At 64.8% G+C, this 18,830-nt stretch carries 24 protein-coding genes; 17 read left to right on the top strand and 7 right to left on the bottom strand.

Annotation, left to right across the window (positions count from 1 at the left end; genetic code table 11):
- Positions 1-2: 2 nt before the first annotated feature.
- Positions 3-509, bottom strand: coding sequence for a hypothetical protein (locus D2V07_RS08265; protein WP_119586500.1), 507 nt, complete (start codon positions 507-509; stop codon positions 3-5).
- Positions 510-559: 50 nt separating this feature from the next.
- Between D2V07_RS08265 and D2V07_RS08260 the strand changes: the two genes are divergently transcribed.
- The 17 genes from D2V07_RS08260 (at position 560) to D2V07_RS08185 (ending at position 13,555) form a co-directional block, all read left to right on the top strand.
- Positions 560-1,723, top strand: coding sequence for a phage portal protein (locus D2V07_RS08260; RefSeq protein WP_119586499.1), 1,164 nt, complete (start codon positions 560-562; stop codon positions 1,721-1,723).
- Positions 1,720-2,028 carry a DUF6127 family protein gene (locus tag D2V07_RS08255; protein ID WP_119586498.1) on the top strand — a complete coding sequence of 103 codons (309 nt, stop codon included), beginning with the start codon at positions 1,720-1,722 and terminating at the stop codon, positions 2,026-2,028. Before D2V07_RS08260 ends, D2V07_RS08255 begins: the two co-directional genes overlap by 4 nt.
- Positions 2,025-2,417, top strand: coding sequence for an HK97 family phage prohead protease (locus D2V07_RS08250; protein WP_119586497.1), 393 nt, complete (start codon positions 2,025-2,027; stop codon positions 2,415-2,417). The genes D2V07_RS08255 and D2V07_RS08250 overlap by 4 nt, the downstream gene beginning before the upstream one ends.
- 151 nt (positions 2,418-2,568) lie before the next feature.
- Entirely contained in the window at positions 2,569-3,723 is a 1,155-nt protein-coding gene (locus D2V07_RS08245) for a phage major capsid protein (protein ID WP_119586496.1), read from the top strand.
- Between the two features lie 384 nt (positions 3,724-4,107).
- Positions 4,108-4,656: a head-tail connector protein gene (locus D2V07_RS08240; protein WP_119586495.1), complete on the top strand. Its 549-nt coding sequence runs from the start codon at positions 4,108-4,110 to the stop codon at positions 4,654-4,656.
- The gene (locus tag D2V07_RS18550; protein WP_158586784.1) at positions 4,653-4,826 is read left to right on the top strand and encodes a hypothetical protein; all 174 of its coding nucleotides are present in this window, start codon (positions 4,653-4,655) and stop codon (positions 4,824-4,826) included. Before D2V07_RS08240 ends, D2V07_RS18550 begins: the two co-directional genes overlap by 4 nt.
- Complete coding sequence (locus D2V07_RS08235) at positions 4,827-5,216, top strand: DUF3168 domain-containing protein (protein ID WP_119586494.1); 390 nt, start codon at positions 4,827-4,829, stop codon at positions 5,214-5,216.
- A gap of 22 nt (positions 5,217-5,238) precedes the next feature.
- Positions 5,239-5,646 carry a phage major tail protein, TP901-1 family gene (locus D2V07_RS08230; protein WP_119586493.1) on the top strand — a complete coding sequence of 136 codons (408 nt, stop codon included), beginning with the start codon at positions 5,239-5,241 and terminating at the stop codon, positions 5,644-5,646.
- Positions 5,643-5,957 carry a gene transfer agent family protein gene (locus D2V07_RS08225; RefSeq protein ID WP_119586492.1) on the top strand — a complete coding sequence of 105 codons (315 nt, stop codon included), beginning with the start codon at positions 5,643-5,645 and terminating at the stop codon, positions 5,955-5,957. The genes D2V07_RS08230 and D2V07_RS08225 overlap by 4 nt, the downstream gene beginning before the upstream one ends.
- Positions 5,954-6,172 (top strand): phage tail assembly chaperone, encoded by a 219-nt coding sequence (locus D2V07_RS08220; RefSeq protein ID WP_119586491.1) that lies wholly within the window; start codon positions 5,954-5,956, stop codon positions 6,170-6,172. Before D2V07_RS08225 ends, D2V07_RS08220 begins: the two co-directional genes overlap by 4 nt.
- Positions 6,165-6,749 carry a tail tape measure protein gene (locus tag D2V07_RS08215; protein ID WP_119586490.1) on the top strand — a complete coding sequence of 195 codons (585 nt, stop codon included), beginning with the start codon at positions 6,165-6,167 and terminating at the stop codon, positions 6,747-6,749. The genes D2V07_RS08220 and D2V07_RS08215 overlap by 8 nt, the downstream gene beginning before the upstream one ends.
- Before the next feature lie 12 nt (positions 6,750-6,761).
- A complete protein-coding gene (locus D2V07_RS08210) occupies positions 6,762-9,080 on the top strand; it encodes a DUF2460 domain-containing protein (RefSeq protein WP_119586489.1) in 2,319 nt (772 codons plus the stop codon).
- Complete coding sequence (locus tag D2V07_RS08205) at positions 9,077-9,901, top strand: DUF2163 domain-containing protein (RefSeq protein WP_119586488.1); 825 nt, start codon at positions 9,077-9,079, stop codon at positions 9,899-9,901. Before D2V07_RS08210 ends, D2V07_RS08205 begins: the two co-directional genes overlap by 4 nt.
- Complete coding sequence (locus D2V07_RS08200) at positions 9,898-10,305, top strand: NlpC/P60 family protein (protein WP_199698754.1); 408 nt, start codon at positions 9,898-9,900, stop codon at positions 10,303-10,305. The genes D2V07_RS08205 and D2V07_RS08200 overlap by 4 nt, the downstream gene beginning before the upstream one ends.
- A gap of 10 nt (positions 10,306-10,315) precedes the next feature.
- Complete coding sequence (locus tag D2V07_RS08195; protein WP_119586487.1) at positions 10,316-12,499, top strand: phage tail protein; 2,184 nt, start codon at positions 10,316-10,318, stop codon at positions 12,497-12,499.
- 7 nt (positions 12,500-12,506) lie between these two features.
- Positions 12,507-12,965: a DUF2793 domain-containing protein gene (locus D2V07_RS08190; RefSeq protein ID WP_119586486.1), complete on the top strand. Its 459-nt coding sequence runs from the start codon at positions 12,507-12,509 to the stop codon at positions 12,963-12,965.
- A 59-nt stretch (positions 12,966-13,024) separates the two neighbouring features.
- Positions 13,025-13,555: a superoxide dismutase family protein gene (locus D2V07_RS08185; RefSeq protein ID WP_119586485.1), complete on the top strand. Its 531-nt coding sequence runs from the start codon at positions 13,025-13,027 to the stop codon at positions 13,553-13,555.
- A gap of 5 nt (positions 13,556-13,560) precedes the next feature.
- Here D2V07_RS08185 and queC read toward each other — a convergent pair whose 3' ends face one another.
- The 6 genes from queC to D2V07_RS19050 all read right to left on the bottom strand — a co-directional run bounded on the left by queC (position 13,561) and on the right by D2V07_RS19050 (position 18,801).
- Positions 13,561-14,253 carry a 7-cyano-7-deazaguanine synthase QueC gene (gene queC / locus D2V07_RS08180; protein WP_119586484.1) on the bottom strand — a complete coding sequence of 231 codons (693 nt, stop codon included), beginning with the start codon at positions 14,251-14,253 and terminating at the stop codon, positions 13,561-13,563.
- Positions 14,254-14,320: 67 nt separating this feature from the next.
- Positions 14,321-14,704, bottom strand: coding sequence for a hypothetical protein (locus D2V07_RS08175; protein WP_233548306.1), 384 nt, complete (start codon positions 14,702-14,704; stop codon positions 14,321-14,323).
- A gap of 98 nt (positions 14,705-14,802) precedes the next feature.
- A complete protein-coding gene (gene hslO / locus D2V07_RS08170; RefSeq protein ID WP_119586735.1) occupies positions 14,803-15,699 on the bottom strand; it encodes an Hsp33 family molecular chaperone HslO in 897 nt (298 codons plus the stop codon).
- A 40-nt stretch (positions 15,700-15,739) separates the two neighbouring features.
- Positions 15,740-16,702, bottom strand: coding sequence for an ornithine carbamoyltransferase (argF, locus tag D2V07_RS08165; RefSeq protein ID WP_119586483.1), 963 nt, complete (start codon positions 16,700-16,702; stop codon positions 15,740-15,742).
- Entirely contained in the window at positions 16,699-17,889 is a 1,191-nt protein-coding gene (locus D2V07_RS08160) for an aspartate aminotransferase family protein (protein ID WP_119586482.1), read from the bottom strand. Before D2V07_RS08160 ends, argF begins: the two co-directional genes overlap by 4 nt.
- Positions 17,890-18,027: 138 nt before the next feature.
- Positions 18,028-18,801: a cold-shock protein gene (locus D2V07_RS19050; RefSeq protein WP_119586481.1), complete on the bottom strand. Its 774-nt coding sequence runs from the start codon at positions 18,799-18,801 to the stop codon at positions 18,028-18,030.
- Positions 18,802-18,830 lie beyond the last annotated feature (29 nt).

The following is an 18,830-nucleotide window of genomic DNA, read 5'->3' as shown; positions in this document are numbered from 1 at the left end:
AGTTACTCGATCCGAATTAACGAGCCCTCATCTGTAAGCATCTGCAAAATGCCTTCCAGCGATTGCTCACCTCTAACGAAGAGATAATGCAACCCTACGGGAGCAATGGAGAAGAAGGCCATGGCAGGAAATATGATCCACCCTTCTGTGGTCATTCTGCCTTCAAGAACCAGCGCAACGGCGATCAAAACGAACAGCGTCACGATCAAATACCACATGATATAGAACCCATAGACCCAGACCGGGGCCCTGAATTTCGCGTCGATCGCGCACCCGCCATCCTTGTCCATAAGCCTTCCGACCAAAACCGGGCTCGCATTATAGCTGAAAGGCCATGTGCCCTGATCGAACAGGTTCATGTGATGTCTAAGGACCCCGCCCTTAATCCCTCTGCTGAAGAGGTTGAAGCGCGAGCCGCTTGCCCGGTTTATCCTTTTCGCAACTTCGTCCGGACTTAGGGGCGACTCAAGTCGAATCCTGCGGCCTTTGAAATACTCGAAAATTCCCATCCCGCTCTTGTGGCCGCCCGACCGCAAGACGGCAAGACGAAGGAAAACCCATGTCTTTCATCCACAGCCTCCGCGCCGCCTTCAAGGGCGGCGGCGGAGCAACAGCCGTGCCTATCGGGCGCGGGTTTCATTCCGCCTGGGGGTGGACGCACGAGCGCGGCGGTGCCCGCCAGCCGTTCGAATACCGCTCCGCCGTGCGCCATGCCTTCCTCGACAATCCCGTCGCCCAGCGGGCCGTGCGGATCGTGGCGGAGGGGGTGGGCAATGCGCCCCTCTCCGACACTGCTCCGCAGATCGCCGCGATGCTGCGCGCCGCACAGGATGGCGGATCGCTGATGGAAACGCTCGCAGCGCACCTGCTGCTTCACGGCAATGCCTTCGTGCAGATCGGCAAAGGCGCGGGCAATCGCCCCGCCTCGCTGTTCGCCTTGCGGCCCGAGCGGGTTTCGGTCGTGCAGGGCGAGGATGGCTGGCCCGTCGCCTATCGCTACCGCGTGGGCGATGCGGTTCGCGACATTCCGCTAGAGGACGAGGATGGCTGGCCCTGCCTCATCCACCTGAAAGCCTTTCATCCGGCGGACGATCATTACGGCGCGGGCTGCCTCTCGGCGGCGGAGCAGGCGGTGGCGATCCACAACGAGGCCGCGCGCTGGAACCTTGCCCTGCTGGAAAACGCGGCGCGGCCCAGTGGCGCGCTGGTCTATGACAACGGCAGCGACACCGCGGGCCTCACCTCCGACCAGTTCGACAGGCTGAAGGCAGAGCTTTCCAGCGCCTACCAGGGTGGCGGCAATGCCGGGCGACCGATGCTGCTGGAGGGCGGGCTGAGGTGGCAGAGCCTCTCGCTCTCGCCCGCCGACATGGACTTTGCCGAGCTGAAAGCGGCCGCCGCGCGCGACATTGCGCTCGCGTTTGGCGTGCCGCCCATGCTGCTCGGCCTGCCGGGCGACAACACCTATTCCAATTACCGCGAGGCCAACCGCGCGCTGTGGCGGCTCACCCTGCTGCCGCTTGCTGGCAAGATCCTCGATGGCCTCTCGCAAGGCCTCTCGCCGTGGTTCCCAGACCTGTCGCTCTCGGTCGATCTCGACCGTGTGCCTGCGCTTGCGGAAGACCGTGAGAAGCTGTGGGCGCAGGTGAGCGGCGCCGATTTCCTTACCGCTGACGAGAAGCGCGCGATGCTGGGCCTCGCTCCATCAGGAGACAACACATGAACCGACAAGACATGCTCGCCGGGCTGGTAGCCCAGGCAATCGATACCGGCGCGGACCTGGTGACGCTGCGCGCCATCGTGGAAGAGTCGAGCGAACTGGGCGCGGAACGCGTGCTCGACAAGCTCGGCCTCGATGACGAGGGCGCGCACGACGATCTCGACGAACTGCGTGACCTGCTGAGCGCCTGGCGCGCGGCGAAGGCCAGCGCTTCAAAGGCGGTGATCGAGTGGTGCGTGCGCGGCCTGATGGCGCTGCTGCTGATTGGCATTGCCGTGCGCATCGGCGTGCCGGAGCTGCTGCGGTGACGCGTATCGCAGGGTACGCCGCCCTGTTCGACATTGCCGACAGCGCGAGGGACACCATCGTCAAAGGCGCTTTCGCCCGCACGCTGGCTGCGCGGAAGGAGCCTTTGCCGCTGTACTGGCAGCACAATTCGGACCAGCCGATCGGCACGGTCGAACTGGCGCAGGAAGACGATCGCGGCCTCAGGGTGATCGCCCGCATCGACAATCCCGCCAGCCGGGCAAGTCAGGAGCTGCTCGCTCGCCGCACCAACGGGCTCAGCTTCGGCTACCGCGCCCGTGGATACCGCCGCGGGCCAGCCGGACGCGTGCTGGAGGACATCGACCTGTTCGAAGTCAGCCTCGTCACCCACCCCCTGCAACCCAATGCACGAGTGCATCTGTTTGTTTAGCCTCGAGCGCCGGCAGGCCCATCGGGGCCCTTAGGCTTTCCTCGCCTGAACCTCTCCCCTCCGCTCCGGGGCGGCTGCAGGCGCGCATCCGCGCTTGCGGTCGCTTCGCGCCCGGACGCCGCCAAACCCTCCCCCCACCGAAAGGAAATACATGGATATCCAGATCGAAACCCCTCTCAACACCGACACTCTCAACGACAGCTTCGACATCGTCGCCCGCCAGGACAAGGCGGACGAGGCGATCAAGGTGCTGCGTTCTGATGTCGACGAAGTGAAGGCCCGCATCGACAAGATCGGAAAGGCTGCTGTGCGTCCCGCCATCGGCTCTGCCGCAGGACAGGAACCCAGCGCCGAAGTGAAAGGCTTCGTCGATGGCTACCTGCGCCGTGGCCGGGAAACCGAAGTGAAGTCGATGTCCGGCTCCAGCCCGGCGGATGGCGGCTATGCCGTCCCGCGTGAGATCGACGCGATGATTGCCAGCGAGCTCAAGGAAATCTCCCCCATCCGCCAGATCGCGCAGGTGGTGCAGGTCGGCTCTGCCGGTTATCGCAAGCTCGTCACCACCGGCGGCACCGCCTCGGGCTGGGTCGGAGAAACCGCGCCGCGTCCGGAAACCGATGCGCCGAACTTTGCCGAGATCGCGCCGCCCACGGGTGAGCTCTACGCCAATCCCGCCGCCAGCCAGTCCATGCTGGACGATGCCGCGTTCGACCTTGAAGGCTGGCTCGCCAGCGAAGTGGCGATGGAATTCGCTCGCGCCGAGGGTGCTGCTTTCGTCAATGGCTCGGGCGTGGACCAGCCGCGCGGCTTCCTCGCCTCGCCCACCAGCATGGCGGGTGACGCGGTGCGTCCGTTCGGCTCGGTGCAGTACATCGGCTCGGGCGATGCGGACGGCTTCGACGCCAACCCCGAAGGCCGCCTGATCGACCTCGTTCACACGATGAAAGCCGGGCACCGCCAGGGCGCAAGCTGGGTGATGAACTCGGCCACGCTCTCCCACGTGCGCAAGCTGAAGACCACCGACGGCGCGTTCCTGTGGCAGCCGGGCCTAGTGGAAGGCCAGCCGGATCGCCTGTTGGGCTATCCGGTGATCGAGGCCGAGGACATGCCGGACGTGGCAGGCGGCACCTTCCCCATCGCCTTCGGCAACTTCAAGGCCGGCTATATCATCGCCGAACGCAGCGCCACGCAGATCCTGCGCGATCCGTTCACCAACAAGCCCTTCGTCCACTTCTACGCGACGAAGCGCGTCGGCGGGCAGGTGCTGGACAGCTCGGCCATCAAGCTGCTGAAAATCGAAGCGTAAGCGCGCGCCATCTGACGCTTCGACCAGCGGGCGGCGAGGAACATGCCGCCGCCCGTTTCATGCCCGCTCGCCGTTGAGATACTCCCTTCCCCCTCCGGCGGGCGGGCATTCTTGCTTTAGTCCCTCAAGCGCCGGGCGGGGCGCCTCCGCGCCCCTTGGCTTTCCTCGCATTGGCTCGGGCGCGCGTTCGCGCTTGCGGCCGCTTCGCGCCCGTGTCCCGCACGATCCGCCAAAGCCGGAAATTGCCCGGTCTGCGACTAGCAGGCCGCAAGGCCGAACGGCCGCCCGCAGCGGGCGCGCACCCCGGACTTGATCCGGGGGAAGCGCATCTAGCGAGGACGATTGCGCGGAGGCGCAATCGAAACACAAAAAGGATCAATACACATGAAGCGAGCTATGATCGTGCCGCCCGTTCTGGCGGACGCGGCGCTTGCCGAGCTGAAAGACTGGCTCGCGATAACCACCAATCGCGACGATGCATCACTCACCGCCTTGCTGCGCGCGGCTCTCGACACTTGCGAGGCCTTTACAGGGCTGATGCCGCTGGAAGCAGGATGCGAGGAAGTGCTGCGCGCCACCCATGACTGGCAGGGCATCGCCGCCTCTCCGGTCATTGCCATCACCGGCGTCGAACGGCTGACCGCCAACGGAACGCTCAGCGCGCTGCCGGTGGACGGATGCCTTATCGACATCACGGCAGAGGGATGCGGCCGCGTTCGGCTGACGCGAACGATTGCCGAAAGCCGCATCATCGTGCGCTTCGATGCCGGGCTTTCGCCGGACTGGGCAAGCCTGCCCGAAGGCCTGCGCCACGGCATTATCCGCCTGGCCGCGCACCAGTACAGGGATCGCGATTCCGGCGAGGCGAACCACGCCCCTCCGCGCGCTGTCGCTGCGCTCTGGCAACCCTGGCGACGGATGCGGCTGGCATGATCGAGGCAACCACGAGCGGTTTTGCCGCCCTCGCCCGCCGACTGGCCAATCGCGCCCACATCGCTGCCGAGGCGCGCGCAGAAAACACCCTGCGAGAGAAGCGACGCGATCCGTGGCGCTGGCGCGATGCGCGCCTGCTCTGGCCCGACACCACACAGGAGCCCCGATAGATGGAAAGCCTGTTTCGCACGATCCTGCTGGACTGGCTGGCCAGCGACCCGGCGCTCTCCACCACGCTGAACGATGTGGCCGAGGAAGCGCCCTCGCGCGCAAGCCTGCCGTGGCTGGGCATCGCCGCCAGCGCCAGCACCGACTGGAGCACGAAGACCCGGCGCGGGCGCGAGGTTCGCGTGGCGCTGGAATTGCAGACGCGCGGCGATGGCGCGGCGGAAACATCCGCCATTGCAGCGCAGGTGGAGGAGCGGATCGAGAGCCTGCCGTGTCAGTATCCAGGCCTCTCGATCGCCAGCACCACCTTCCTGCGCGCCCGCGCCGAACAGCGTCCGCGCAACACGCGCGCGGTGCTGATCGAATACCGCTTCCGCATCCTCGAAGCCTGACCCCCATACCGGAGAACCATCCATGACAGCACAGAAAGGCAGCGCCTTCCTCCTCAAGATCGGAGACGGCGCCCAGCCCCCCACCTACGAAACCGTCGCCGGTCTTCGCACCACGCAAATGTCCATCAACGGGGATGCCGTGGTGGTGACTCACAAGCAGTCCGGCGGCTGGCGCGACTTGCTCTCGGGCGCTGGCACGCGCTCCGTTTCGGTCAGCGCGGCAGGCATATTCCTTGGCAGCGATGCAGAGGCGGCCATCCGCGCCCATGCCCTGGCCGGTACGATCGAGGATTTCGAACTGTCCTTCGAGGACGGTGCAAAGCTGCGCGGTCGCTTCCTGGTCCAGCGGCTCGATTACGCCGGCGATTTCAACGGCGAGCGCAATTACACGCTGCAGCTGGAAAGCTCGGGGGCCGTGGTCCCGGCATGATCGATCCAGCCAATCCCGAACGCGGCGAGACCGCGCTGGTCGTCGCTGGGCAGGTGCGTGTGCTGCGCCCCACTTTCAGCGCGCTTGTTGCCGCAGAAGAGGAACTCGGCCCGCTGTTCGCCCTGGTCGAACGGGCCAGCGAAGGGCAGCTTCGGCTGGCGGAAATCGCCGGTCTGTTCTGGCATTGCTGCGCAGAGCGCGAGCGCGTGCCGCGCGAGGCAGTGGGCGAAGCGGTGATGGCCCTGGGCCTCGCCGGCGCGTCTGCACCTTTACGCGAACTGCTAAAGCAAATCCTGCAAGGCCGGACATGACCCTTCGACAGGCTCAGGACGAGCGGAAGCGCTTTGGCGACCATGCCCGCCGCCTTGCTGGTGTGGCCGCACGCCTCTTCGGCTGGCCGCCGCACTGGTTCTGGCAAACCACGCCGCGCGAGTTCGCCAGCATTTTCGAAACCCCCGATGGCCAGGCGGACGGCATGAGCCGCGCCGACCTCGACCGTCTCCTGGAGCAAGACAGCAATGGATGACACCGTGGAAACCCTGATGGTCGACGTGCGCGCCAGCACCAGCGGCTTTCGCGCCGATGTGGAATCGATGCGCACCAGCCTCGACACCTCGCTACTCGATGGCTTTTCCCGTGCAGGCAACGTGCTGGAGCGCGGGCTGCTGTCCGCCATCCGGCGCGGCAAGCTGGGCTTCGACGAACTGAAGGACGTGGCCTTCGATGCGCTGAACCAGATTGCCGCACAGGCCGTGCAGTCGGGCATCGCGCATCTGTTCGGCAACGGCAGGGAAGGCGGAGCCAGCGGCCTCGGCTCGCTGCTCAACGGCGTGATCGGTTCGGTCTTCGGTTTGCCGGGGCGTGCCACCGGCGGACCTGTGGCACCCGGCAGCGCTTACCTTGTGGGCGAGCGTGGGCCGGAACTATTCGTGCCTACCAGCGCGGGCCGGGTCGAAGCGGGGCTCTCGCAGCCCGGTGGATCGAGAGATGTGCGCGTATCGATCAACCTTTCTGCGCCGCGCGGCACCGACGCGCCGGTGATGTTGCAGCGTTCATCCCGCCAGGTTGCCAGCGCGGTCGCCCGCGCGATGCGGGAAGGTTGAGGGAGACCCGAGATGGCCTACTGGCTCGCCCGGACACGCACCGGGCAGGACACCGATTATGTCCAGCGTTTCGATCCGCGTTTCTGGACCATCGACTTCCCGCGCGGGGACATGGCCTCGGTCGTCACGACCGGGCCGGACTCGCTACGTGTCGACCTCGAACTGCAACTTGGCAATGGGTTGGTGGGGCTGATCTGGGAAAGCGAGGACCGGTTCGACCACCCGCTTCTGTCCTACGATACCGACCGGGATTATTCGCGCACGACGCTGTCGTTTCGCTGGCGCAGCGAAGGGGTGCTGCCGCTGGATGCGGTGCATGGCCCTACCCTTACAATCGAGGGCCGCGACGCTTCGGGCAACGCGCGCAGCTGGTATGTGCGGCTGTGGAACTATGCTGTCGGCACCGCACAGGATGCAACGGTCACGCTGCCATTCTCGGAATTGCGGGAAGGCTGGCAGGCTGACGGAGCGGCAGTGCAGCCTGCGGGGATCGACCGGATGTTCATCTCGCTGGTCGCTCCCGCATTTGACCCGGAGGCCACGGGCCTGCTGCCGGCGCGCGCCAACGGCTGGGTCGAACTGACGCAGATACACTGCGACGGCGACCGCGCCATGCTGACGATAGGCGATGTGATCGTGCCACCGCATGGCCTGGGCATGTGTACGGCCTACGACGACAGCTACAACCTGACTCCGGCGCGGATGATGCGCGCAATCATGCAGATGGGCTACCGCGATGCGCTGGTCCATTATGTAGGCATGAGCCACTACTACCGGCTCGCCCGCAAACCGGGGGGCCTGCAGGCCGAGCCCGGCGGCGAACTTTGCCAGCCGTGCATTGCCTGGCACGAGGATTTCTTCGCCCGCTGCGTGGAATTTGGCTTCCAGCCTATCGTCTCTCTCTCGTTCGAACTGTTCGCCGCGCATTGCCCTCCCGAGTGGGGCCAACGCACCTACGAGGGCGAACTGGCATTGACCGGATGGGATCCGCCTTCGACGCTGCTATCTCCGCTGTCGGGAAGCGCCATGTATTTCCTGCGCCGGACTGCGGCGACTCTGGTCGAGCAAGTCATGGCAGCAGGCTTGCCGGTGCATTTCCAGATTGGCGAGCCGTGGTGGTGGGTGACGCCCGACGGCAAGTTGTGTGTCTACGACGAAAACGTGCGGCGGTTCTTCCCCGATGCACCCGAGATCCCGGACCTGACCGTGCCGCTGAGCGCAGAGCAGCTCGCCCACCTCGACTGGGCGGGAGGGCGCCTGGCTTCGGCCACAAGGACGCTACGCGATACCGTGCAAGGGGCTGCGGGCGGCGATGCGCAGGTCTACCTGCTGGTGTTCACGCCCACCGTGCTCGATCCGAAATGGCCCGAGTTGCGCCGCGCCAACATGCCAACCGATTGGGCCTACCCCGCCTATGACCGGCTTCAACTCGAGGACTACGACTGGCTGACAGGCCGTGCAGAAGCGCGGCGGCTGAAGGCCTACGCCGAAGTGCAGCAGCGCCTGAATTACCCGACCCAATTGCAGGACTACCTTTCCGGCTTCGTGCTCGACCCCGCCGATGCCGAGCGTTTCTGGCAGCTGATCGACGACGGCGTGGATGAAGCCGCCGCCCGCGGCGTCGCGCGCCAGTTCGTGTGGGCCATGCCCCAGGTACTGCGCGACGGTTACGTGCGCCTGCCCAAGTCACAGGAGGACCAATTGCAAGCTTTCGACGATGTACTCTATCCGCTGGCGCTAGGGCGCGACACGGCCGCCAGCCCCGAATTTTCCACCTCGATTTCACTCACCGCATCCGGTTTCGAGCGGCGCAACAGCCAGTGGGGCGATGCGCGCATGCATTACGATGTCGGGCCCGGTCTCAGGTCCGAAGCAGAGTTGGGAGTGTTGCTGCAATTCTTCCGCGCCCGGCGCGGCCCAGCACGCGGCTTCCGCCTGGCAGACCCGTTCGACTTCAGTTCCAACGGCCTCACTGGCAACCCCACGCCGACTGACCAGCTTATCGGTATAGGCGATGGCCTTGCCGCGACGTTCCGCCTGTCGAAATCCTATGGTGCGGGCGACGATCCGCAGGTGCGCCCGATCACCCGCCCCCGCGCCGAAACAATCCGCGTCAGCGTGGACGGTGCCGAGACGACGGACTGGACTTTGCAACCCGGCGGGCGCGTGGTGCTGACCGATGCCCCACCCGAAGGGGCCGAAGTGCGGGCAGGCTTCCTCTTCGATGTTCCCGTGCGGTTCGCGCAGGACAGGCTGGACATTTCCGGCTCGACCTTTGCCGCGGGCGAAGCGCCCTCGGTACCGCTGATCGAAGTGCGCGAGGACATATGAGCGCGGTCTTCTTCGCCAGCGAGCTGGAAGGCGTTGCCACATATTGGCGCATCATGCGCCGCGACGGGGTGACGCTGGCCTTTACCAGCCACAATCGCCCCCTGACGTTCGAGGGAATCACCCATCTTGCGGCACCCGGCATGCTCCCTTCCGCCATTCGCCGCACGGCGCGGCTGGAGCGTGACAGCGTCGAGGTGCAGGGCATCCTCGCTCATGACGCAATCGCGGAGTCAGATCTCGAGGACGGCCGCTATGCCGAGGCCCGCGTGACGATTGGCCTGGTCGACTGGGAAAGCCTTTCCTATTCCAGCCTGTTCCAGGGCACGCTTGGCAATGTCTCTGCCGAAGATCACGGCTTCACCGCTGAATTGCGCTCCGCCAAGGCCGCGCTGGAACAGGACTTCGTACCGCGCACCAGCCCCACCTGCCGCGCCGCCTTCTGCGATGCGGCCTGCAGGCTGAACCCGGCGTCATTCACCCGCATCGCGAAGATCTCCGCCGTGAATGCCGATGCCAACAGTATAACCTTCGATGCTGGCGCCGCGGCAGCCGCTTTCCTCCACGGACAGGTGCGCTGGATCGACGGGGCCCATGCCGGCATCACCATGCGCGTGGTCGACGTTCAGGGCGGCGCGCTGGTCCTCGACCAGTCCATCGCTGCCAACCTGCTGGAAAGCGGGCAGCGCGCGTACCTGCGGGAGGGGTGCGACCATACGGTGAGCACCTGCGCCAGCCGCTTCGGCAATGCTGCCAATTTCCAGGGGGAGCCGTTCCTGCCGGGCAACGACCTGTTGACCCGCTATCCCACCAGCGCATCGTGACTGCGGCGCAGGCGCTGGCCCGCGCGGCCAGCGAACTTGTCGGCGCGCCTTTCCGGCTGCGCGGGCGCGATCCGCAAACGGGGCTCGACTGCATCGGCCTAGTGGCTTCTGCACTCGCCCGCGCCGGTCGCACTCCGCCGACACTGCCGCATTACGCGATGCGCAATGCAAGCTGCGCCCGCTTCCTGGAATTGCTTCCCCAGGTTGGTCTCGTACCCAGCCGAGCCGACCCAGCGCCCGGAGACGTCGTCCTGCTGCGCCCATCTGCCGCGCAATACCACCTTGCGATCATCGGCCCCTCCGGCCTGCTCGTGCACGCCCATGCCGGCCTTGGCCGCGTCGTTGAAAGCCCTGCACCGTTGCCTTGGCCCGTCCAGGCCCGCTGGAACCTGATCGAGAACTGAAGGAAACCCCATGGCTACTCTCGTACTTACCGCCGTCGGCACCGCCATCGGCGGGCCGCTCGGCGGCGCGCTGGGCTCGCTGCTCGGCAGCCAGATCGACGGCGCGCTGTTCGGCTCGCCCGGTCGCGAGGGCCCGCGCCTGCAGGAACTCAGCGTCACTACGTCCAGCTACGGCACGGCGGTTCCGCGCCATTTCGGCACCATGCGCGCGCCCGGCTCGATCATCTGGGCAACCGACCTTGTCGAAAGCAGCGAAGAAGCTGGCGGCGGCAAAGGCAGTCCCTCGGTCACGACCTACAGTTATTCCACCTCGTTTGCCGTTGCCCTGGCGAGCAGGCCTATCACCATGGTCCGGCGTATCTGGGCCGATGGCAACCTGCTTCGCGGTGCGGCGGGAGACCTGAAAGTGGGCGGCACGTTCCGTTTCCATTCCGGGCATGGCGACCAACAGCCCGATCCGCTGATTGCCGCTGACAGGGGCGCACAATGCCCGGCTTTCCGGGGGCTCGCCTATTGCGTGTTCGAGGACCTGCAACTGGGCGACTTCGGCAATCGCATTTCAGCCCTTACGTTTGAGATCGTGGCGGACGACGGAGAGGTGTCGCTACAGGCAATTCTGGCTCCTGCCGATGACGAGAGCAGCGTGGACCGTCCACTTGCCGACCTTCAGGGCTATTCGGACACCGGCGGGCCGCTCCAGTCCGTGCTCGATTCGGTCGGTTGGCTCTATCCGCTGGCCTGCGATGCCAGCGGAGCGCGGCTGGCTTTCTTCGATGGCCACCCTTCGGCCCAGCCGGTTATCCAGCTGCCCGAAGCCGCGGTAGACCTATCGCGCGAAGGCTTTGGTGCCACATCGGGCCGGGCCCGGCAGACCCGCGCCGATGGGGCGGAAATCCCGTCCGGCCTGCGCTATTACGACGTGGAGCGCGACTATCAGGCCGGTCTGCAGCGTGCCGGGGGCAAGGCGCAGGCAGGCCGCAACAGGATACTGGAATTTCCCGGAGCGCTTGTCGCGGCAAAGGCGCGCAAGCTGGCCGACGACGCGGCAGAGCGCGCCGGTTGGTCGCAGGAGCGCCTCGCGTACCGCGTCGCGCAACTGGATCCTGCCATCGGGCCCGGAAAGATCGTTTCGGTGCCGGGTCGAAGCGGGACCTGGCGGATCGAGGCGTGGGAATGGCGCGAGAACGGCCTCGAACTGGAATTGTTGCGCCTGCCCTACCTTCGCGGCGCGCATGTGACCACCGATGCAGGTGTGTCCGCAACGCCGAGGGACAAGGTCGCTACCCCCACCACGCTTCGTGCTTTCGAACTGCCGTGGGACGGCCAGGGTTCGGCTGACCAACGACAAATTTTCGCGGCTCCCAGTTCCGCCAGTGACGGCTGGACGGGGGCCACGCTTTATGCAGAGCGCAACGACAGCCTCGTCCCCATCGGCGGAACCGGCACGCGGCGCAGCGTGACCGGCGTAACGGCTTCGCCGCTTGCACCCAGCCAGGCATGTCTCGTCGATCGGCTGGCCACTCTCGAAGTGAAGCTCGATTCGGCAGACTTTCTGCTGGCCACGGCCTCGCTGGAGAATGTGGCCAACGGTGCCAACCGGGCTCTGGTCGGCAATGAGGTCATTCAGTTCTGCAAGGCCGAAGACCTCGGCGGCGGACACTGGCGAATTGGCGGCCTACTGCGCGGTCGCGGGGGAACCGAACCTGTCGCAATGGCAGGAACGCCGCAGGGGGCGGACTTCGTCTTGCTCGATCAAAGGCCCCTCGCCATGGCGGCGGGCGAAATTGGCGATAGCCCGGCAATCGCTGCCATCGGGCTTGCCGACAGCGAACCCGTGATTGCCCCGATCATTGCATCAGGCCGTAGCCGCAAGCCGCTGATGCCGGTCCATTCCCGTGTCGAAACGCGCGAGGGCGTGGGCCTGACGCTTTCGTGGCGTCGTCGCTCTCGCGGCAGCTGGACCTGGGATGGTGCGGTCGACGTACCCTTGAACGAGCAGTTCGAACGGTACGAAGTCGGTCTGGGAGATCCGGACAAACCCAGCGCCAGCTGGGAAACCGCAGAACCTGCGTTTCTCCTCGACGCCGCCAACCGCAGCCAACTCGCCGCCGAATTCCCCGGCACCTCCCTGTGGGTGCGCCAGATCGGCACGCACGACCGCTCCGAAGCCCTGTTCCTGACCACCATTAGCTGAGGCCATCATGACCGACATCTTCTCTTTTGCATCGACCACCCCGCGCCTTGGCCTGCCCAACCTGTTCACCGCGCAGGCGCAGAAAGAATTCACCGTGAACGAGGCTTTTGCCCTCATCGACTCTCTGCTGCATGCGGCGGTCGAAGGCGAGGCCGACGCGCCGCCTTCCGACCCCGGCGAAGGCGAATGCTGGCTCGTCGGAATTGGTCCGAGCGGAGACTGGGCCGGACATTCAGGGCGGCTAGCCTGCCGACAGAGCGGCAACTGGCTGTTCGCCGCCCCCATTGAGGGCATGACAGTCTACGACAGGTCTACCAAGCAGCTGGTCCGCTTCAGAGATGGATGGGTGAGGGGTGCGAGTGTGGCGGTGCCGGCTGGCGGCGAGGTGATAGACGTCGAAGCGCGCGCTACTCTCGGCGAGCTTGTCGCCAATCTGATTTCTCTCGGCATCCTGCCCGCGTCATGAGGACCTAATGTCTCGAACATGCGTAGTGAAGGATGAAACCCGTTAAAGGAGCTCACCACATGCATCGCGCTAAACTTCCCCTCGCTGCTCTTGTCGCCCTCGCCATAAGCGGTTGCGCCACAACCTATGAAGACCCGGCAACCGAAGTGGGAAGCGCCACGATTTCCGATCGTTCGGGCAATAGCGTGGGCACGGCGATGCTCTATGCGCAGGACGGTGAAGTAACCGTGTCGGTTTCGCTCAACGGTGTCTCGCAGGGTACGCACGCGGTTCACCTGCACACGACAGGCGATTGCAGCGCCGCCGACTTTACGTCTGCCGGGGGGCACCTCAATCCCATGGGTAACGAACACGGCACGATGAACCCGCAAGGCGCGCATCTGGGCGATCTTCCCAATGTCGAGGTTTCCACTGCCGGTATTGGCTCGTCCAGCACCATCTTGCGCGGAAACAGTGCCACAGTGATCTCGCAGATCTTCGATGCCGATGGCACGGCCCTGGTCGTGCACGAGGGTGCGGACGACTACATGACCGATCCGGCAGGAGCCGCCGGCAGCCGGGTAGCCTGCGGAGTTTTCTCCCGCAGCTGAGGCTGTCAGGAGGGCTTGCTTGCATAGCGGGTTGTGTCTTCCACCCCCGCTTCCGCGAAGCCTTTCAGCCGCAAGCGGCAGCTATCGCAGAGGCCGCAGGCAAGCCCTTCCGGAGTTGGATCGTAGCACGACCAGCTCCAGGCAGGGTCGAGGCCAAGCCGGTGACATTGGCGCGCGATGTCCGCTTTCGTCATGTGCTGTAAGGGGGCATGGATGTCGAACGGGCGCCCTTCCACTCCCTGCCTTGTTCCCAGCCGCGCGGTTTCGGCAAAGCTGGCAATGAATTCAGGTCGGCAATCGGGATAACCGGAGTAGTCCAGCGCGTTCACCCCGATGAAGATGTCGCTGGCACCCGCGCTTTCGGCGAAGGCCGTGGTAAGCGCGAGGAACAGCAGATTGCGTGCCGGAACGTATGTAACCGGTATGTCGTCACCCACACCGTCCTTCGGAACGTCGATATCGGCGGTAAGCGCCGACGCGCCGAATTGCCGCAGGTCGAGCGGCAACTGGACGTGCCTTTCCACCTCGAGTTTTTCGGCGATCGCCCGCGCAGACTGCAATTCACGGCGATGGCGCTGGCCGTAATCGATGGACAAGGCATGCAGGCGAAAACCCTGCTCTCGGGCGAGAGCGCCCGTTACCATGGAATCCAGTCCGCCCGACAGCAGGACAACGGCGATCTTTGCAGTTTCTGTCATGGGTGGGGGCTAGGCACTCGGGACGCGCCAGGCAAGACAGACAATCCGATCAACACTAACCGGACGATCAGCACGAACCGGAATGCCGCGCTTCCCCCTCTATCGAAAACGGCGCGCCGCCGTAAATGCCCTGGCTTCGGACCTGCACCACGTCCGGCCCTTCCCGCCGTATGGTGGTGCGCCCATATCCATTCCCCCTGCACGTGTACTGGACGGTTACGACATCCGCCTCATCCTGCACGACAAACCGGTCGCAATTGGGTTGCCGGTGGCGAATCTGGATGAGTTCGCGACCGGTACGCACACAGATGCGCTGGCTCGTCCCCTCCGAGCGCAGTCGCAGGGTCCACGCTCCATCATTGAGCGTCTCGAGCATGGCCAGTTCAGGCGCCCGCGCAGACGCCGGGGTCAGCGCGAGCATGGCTGCTGCCGTCGCGCTTGCAATTCCCACTCTGGATCTGATGCCAAACACGCTCAATTCGCTCCTTCGTCCATCCCTATAGCACGGTTTGCCTGAACGACCAATTGCCCCGGGCGAGCGACGAACCGTTAGTCCTGAATCGGGAAGACTTTCGAGCAGAATGCGCAATCGACAAGTATGATCCCTTCCTCGTTCGCCATGTCGCGCCGCTCTTCCCTCGGGAAACGTGAAAGGACGTCCTCGAAATGCGCCATCGTGCAGCGACATCCCTTCGCAAGTCGTGCGCCGGGGGAGACCAGTATCTTGTCCTCTTCATGGTAGAGGCGCCATACGATCTCTTCCAGCGACAGACCTGGCTCGACCAGTTCCTCGTGCCGCAGGCTTTCGGCGAGGACCGCGACATGCTCCCACTCCGGGTCGTCCAGCCGCACGTGCAGCCGCTCGCGCCCTTCCTCACCTTCGGGCAGGTGCTGGACCAGCAGCCCGGCCGCCACGGTACGGCCAGAGCCGGACTTTACCGCGGTACGAATTGACGTCGGGATTTGCTCGCTCTGCGCGAAATAACTTTCTACCGCAGCGGAAAGCGAATTGCCCTCAAGCGGCACGATGCCCTGGTAGCGCTTCCCGGTTTTCGCGATGTCAAAAGTGATCGCCAAGTGCGCCTTGCCGAACAGCGCCTCGAGCGAAGGGTTTACCCCTCCAGCCTGCATCTGCACCTCGTCATGTTCGACGTAACCGCGGATCTCTCCGTCGCGGTAATCGCATACCAGCAGACTGACGATACCGCCTTCGCCCTGCGCCTGCATGGTGAGCTGGTCGCCGTCATCCTTCAGCAAACTGCCCATTAGCGACACCAGAACCAGCGCTTCGGCCAGGCAATGCTTCAGCGCGGGCGGATAGTCGTGCGCGGACAGCACGTCTTCTAGCACGGGGCCCAGACGCACCGCACGACCGCGCGAATCATGCGACGGGATGGAGAAGCCAAGCAGTTCGTCGGAGTAGGTTTCGGTTCGGGTATCGCTCATGCGCACCATATGGGGCGCGCGCGGCCATTGTGAAGCGCAGCTATCCCAGCTTGCCGAAACACCACAGGAGGATCGACTTCTGCGCGTGTATGCGGTTTTCGGCTTCGTCGAAAACGACCGACTGCGGCCCTTCGAAAACGTCTCCGCTCACTTCCTCGCCGACATGCGCCGGGAGGCAGTGCAGGAAGATAGCATCGGGCTTCGCGTGCGCCATGAGATTGGCATCGACGCGGTAAGGCTCCATCGCCGCCAGCTTTTCCTGCGCATGGGCCTGGCCCATGGATATCCACGTGTCCGTGACGATCACATCCGCACCCGACGCGGCCTCTGCGGCATCTTGAGTCAGCGTTACTGACGACCCGGCCGAACGTGCATGGTGAACGAACTCAGCGGCAGGCTCATAGCCCGCCGGTGTCGCCACGCGCACGTTGAACTTCATCAGTGCCGCTGCCTCCAGGATGGAGTGCAGCACGTTGTTGCCGTCCCCCAACCAGGCGACTTCCAGCCCTGGCAGCGCCTTGCGGTGTTCGATCACCGTCAGCAGGTCCGCCACGATCTGGCACGGGTGCGAGCGATCGGTCAGGCCGTTGATCACCGGGACATGCGCATAGTGCGCCATCTCCTCGATCTTTGCGTGATCGTCGGTGCGCACCATGATGGCATCGGCCATGCGGCTGAGCACGCGCGCTGTATCCGCGATCGATTCCCCCCGCCCGAGTTGCGTCGTCCCCGAATCGAGGATCAGCGCCGTACCGCCCAGCTGGCGCATGGCGATGTCGAAGCTGATCCGGGTGCGGGTCGAAGCCTTCTCGAACACCATCGCCAGCACGTGGCCGGCCAGCGGCTGGTCCGCGTCAGGCCGACCCTTGGGCCAGCCGCGACGGGCGCGCTTGCGATCCTGGGCGTCGTTGATCATGGCCGCAATGGCGTGACCACCGGCATCCGACAGGTCCAGGAAGTTGCGCACGACCGGCGCAACGTCGAGCGGGGGCTGGTCGGTCATGATCCGGTCGGGACCTCGAAATCGGCAGCGCCTGCCGACAGCTTCTCGATGAATTCGTCCATCTCGGCGTCCTCGATCACCAATGGCGGCAACAGGCGCAGCGTCGAATCCCCCGCCGCCACGGTGAGCAACTGGTGATTGTCGCGCAGGTGGACCATGAACGGTCTCGGCTCGACCTTCATCTTGATGCCAAGCATCAAGCCCGCACCACGAACGCTCTCGAACAGGTCGGGATAGTTGCCGATGAACTGTTCCAGCCGGGCGCGCAGGCGCTCGCCCTTGGCGCGCACCTGGCCAAGGAATTCGTCGTTCGCCACGGTATTCATCACGGCCATTCCCGCAGCCATTGCCAGAGGATTGCCACCGTAGGTGGAACCGTGGGTACCAATCACCATGCCGCGGGCAGCCTTTTCAGTAGCGAGGCAGGCGCCCAGCGGGAAACCACCGCCGATGCCCTTGGCCGAGGCAACAATGTCCGGCTCGATCCCGTACTGTTCGTAGGCATAGAACGTGCCGGTGCGCGCTACGCCGCATTGCACTTCGTCCAGCACCAGCATCAGGTCGTGCTCATCGCACAGCTGGCGAAGTCCCTGCAGGAACTCCGGCGTTGCCGGCCGGATACCGCCTTCGCCCTGGATCGGTTCCACCAGGAAGCCTGCCGTGTTCGGACCGATGGCCGCCTTGGCGCCCTCGAGGTCGTTGAAATCGACGTATTTGAAGCCGGGCAGCAGCGGGTTGAAACCCTTGTGCATCTTCTCCTGATTCGATGCGCTGATTGTGGCCATCGTGCGCCCGTGAAACGCGTTGTTGAAGGTGATCAGCTCGAACTTGTTCTCGTCGCCTGCATGCTGATGATAGGCGCGCGCGGTCTTTATCGCGCATTCCACCGCCTCGGCACCGGAGTTGGTGAAGAACACGGTGTCGGCAAAGGTGGTGTCGACCAGCTTTTGCGCCAGTTCCTCTCCCTGCGGGCTGCCGTAGAGGTTCGAGACGTGCATGAGTTTGGCCGCCTGCTCCTGGATCGCGCCGATCAGGCCGGGGTGCGAATGGCCGAGCAGGTTCACCGCGATACCGGCGGCAAAATCGAGATAACGGGTGCCGTCCTCGTCGATGAGGTGGCAATTGTCGCCCTCGACGGGCCGGACCCCGCACCGCGGATAAACGGGCATCAACGGAGTGATAGACATTTTGGATGTGTCCTTAGAGAAAGCGTGAAATCAAAAAAAGCGGCCTCTCCGGACCGCCAATACGCTCTCATCTAGGAGGGTGGTGGCGGCCGGTCAAACATACACGGCCGCCACTACCTTGGCTGGATCCCCGCGGGCTTAGCCCTGCGCTGGCACCAGGTTGACGGCCGAGTACTTGCCTCGTCGATCGACTTCGAGGTCGAATTCGAATCGGTCGCCCTCGGCGATGCCCTGGAGGCCCGAACGTTCGACAGCGCTGATGTGGACGAAGGCATCTTCCTTGCCATCATCGCGCGTGATGAAGCCGAAACCCTTCATGGTGTTGAAGAACTTGACGGTGCCTACGGCTTTCTCGCCGGTCAGTTCACGCTGCGGGCTCTTTGGTGCCGACTGCACCTCGATGACGTCGCCAACCACCTGCAGGTCGGCAGCAGAGATCTTTCCGCCGCGATCCACGAGGTTGAACTGCAGTTCCTGACCTTCGGCCAGCCCTTCCAGACCGGCACGTTCGACCTGGCTGATGTGGACAAACACGTCTTCGCCGCCTTCATCACGCTGGATGAAGCCGAAACCCTTCTGGGTATTGAAGAACTTGACCTTGCCCTGACCGGTGCCGACGACCTGGGCGGGCATGCCGCCACCACCACCGCCGCCGCCGCGCGGACCACCACGACCGGCACCGCCGCCGCCGAAGCCGCCGCCGCGGTTACCACCGCCGAAACCGCCACCGCCACGATCGTCGTTGAAGCGGCCACCGCCGCCACCACCGCCGCCGAAGCGATCGTTACCGCCATCGCGCCAACCGCCGCTTTCCATGGGCGGAGGTCCGTCCATGAAGGGATCGAACCCCTCTTCGCCGATGTTGTCCCGCTTGTCGCGCCCCCGACCGCGACGCCCTCGATCATAACCCATGTATACGCAAAACCTTCAATCTCGCCCTT

The organism is Aurantiacibacter zhengii (assembly GCF_003584125.1).
Lineage (GTDB): Bacteria > Pseudomonadota > Alphaproteobacteria > Sphingomonadales > Sphingomonadaceae > Alteraurantiacibacter > Alteraurantiacibacter zhengii.
Note: the sequence above shows the minus strand (reverse complement) of the source record. Positions and strands in the feature narration are given on the sequence as shown.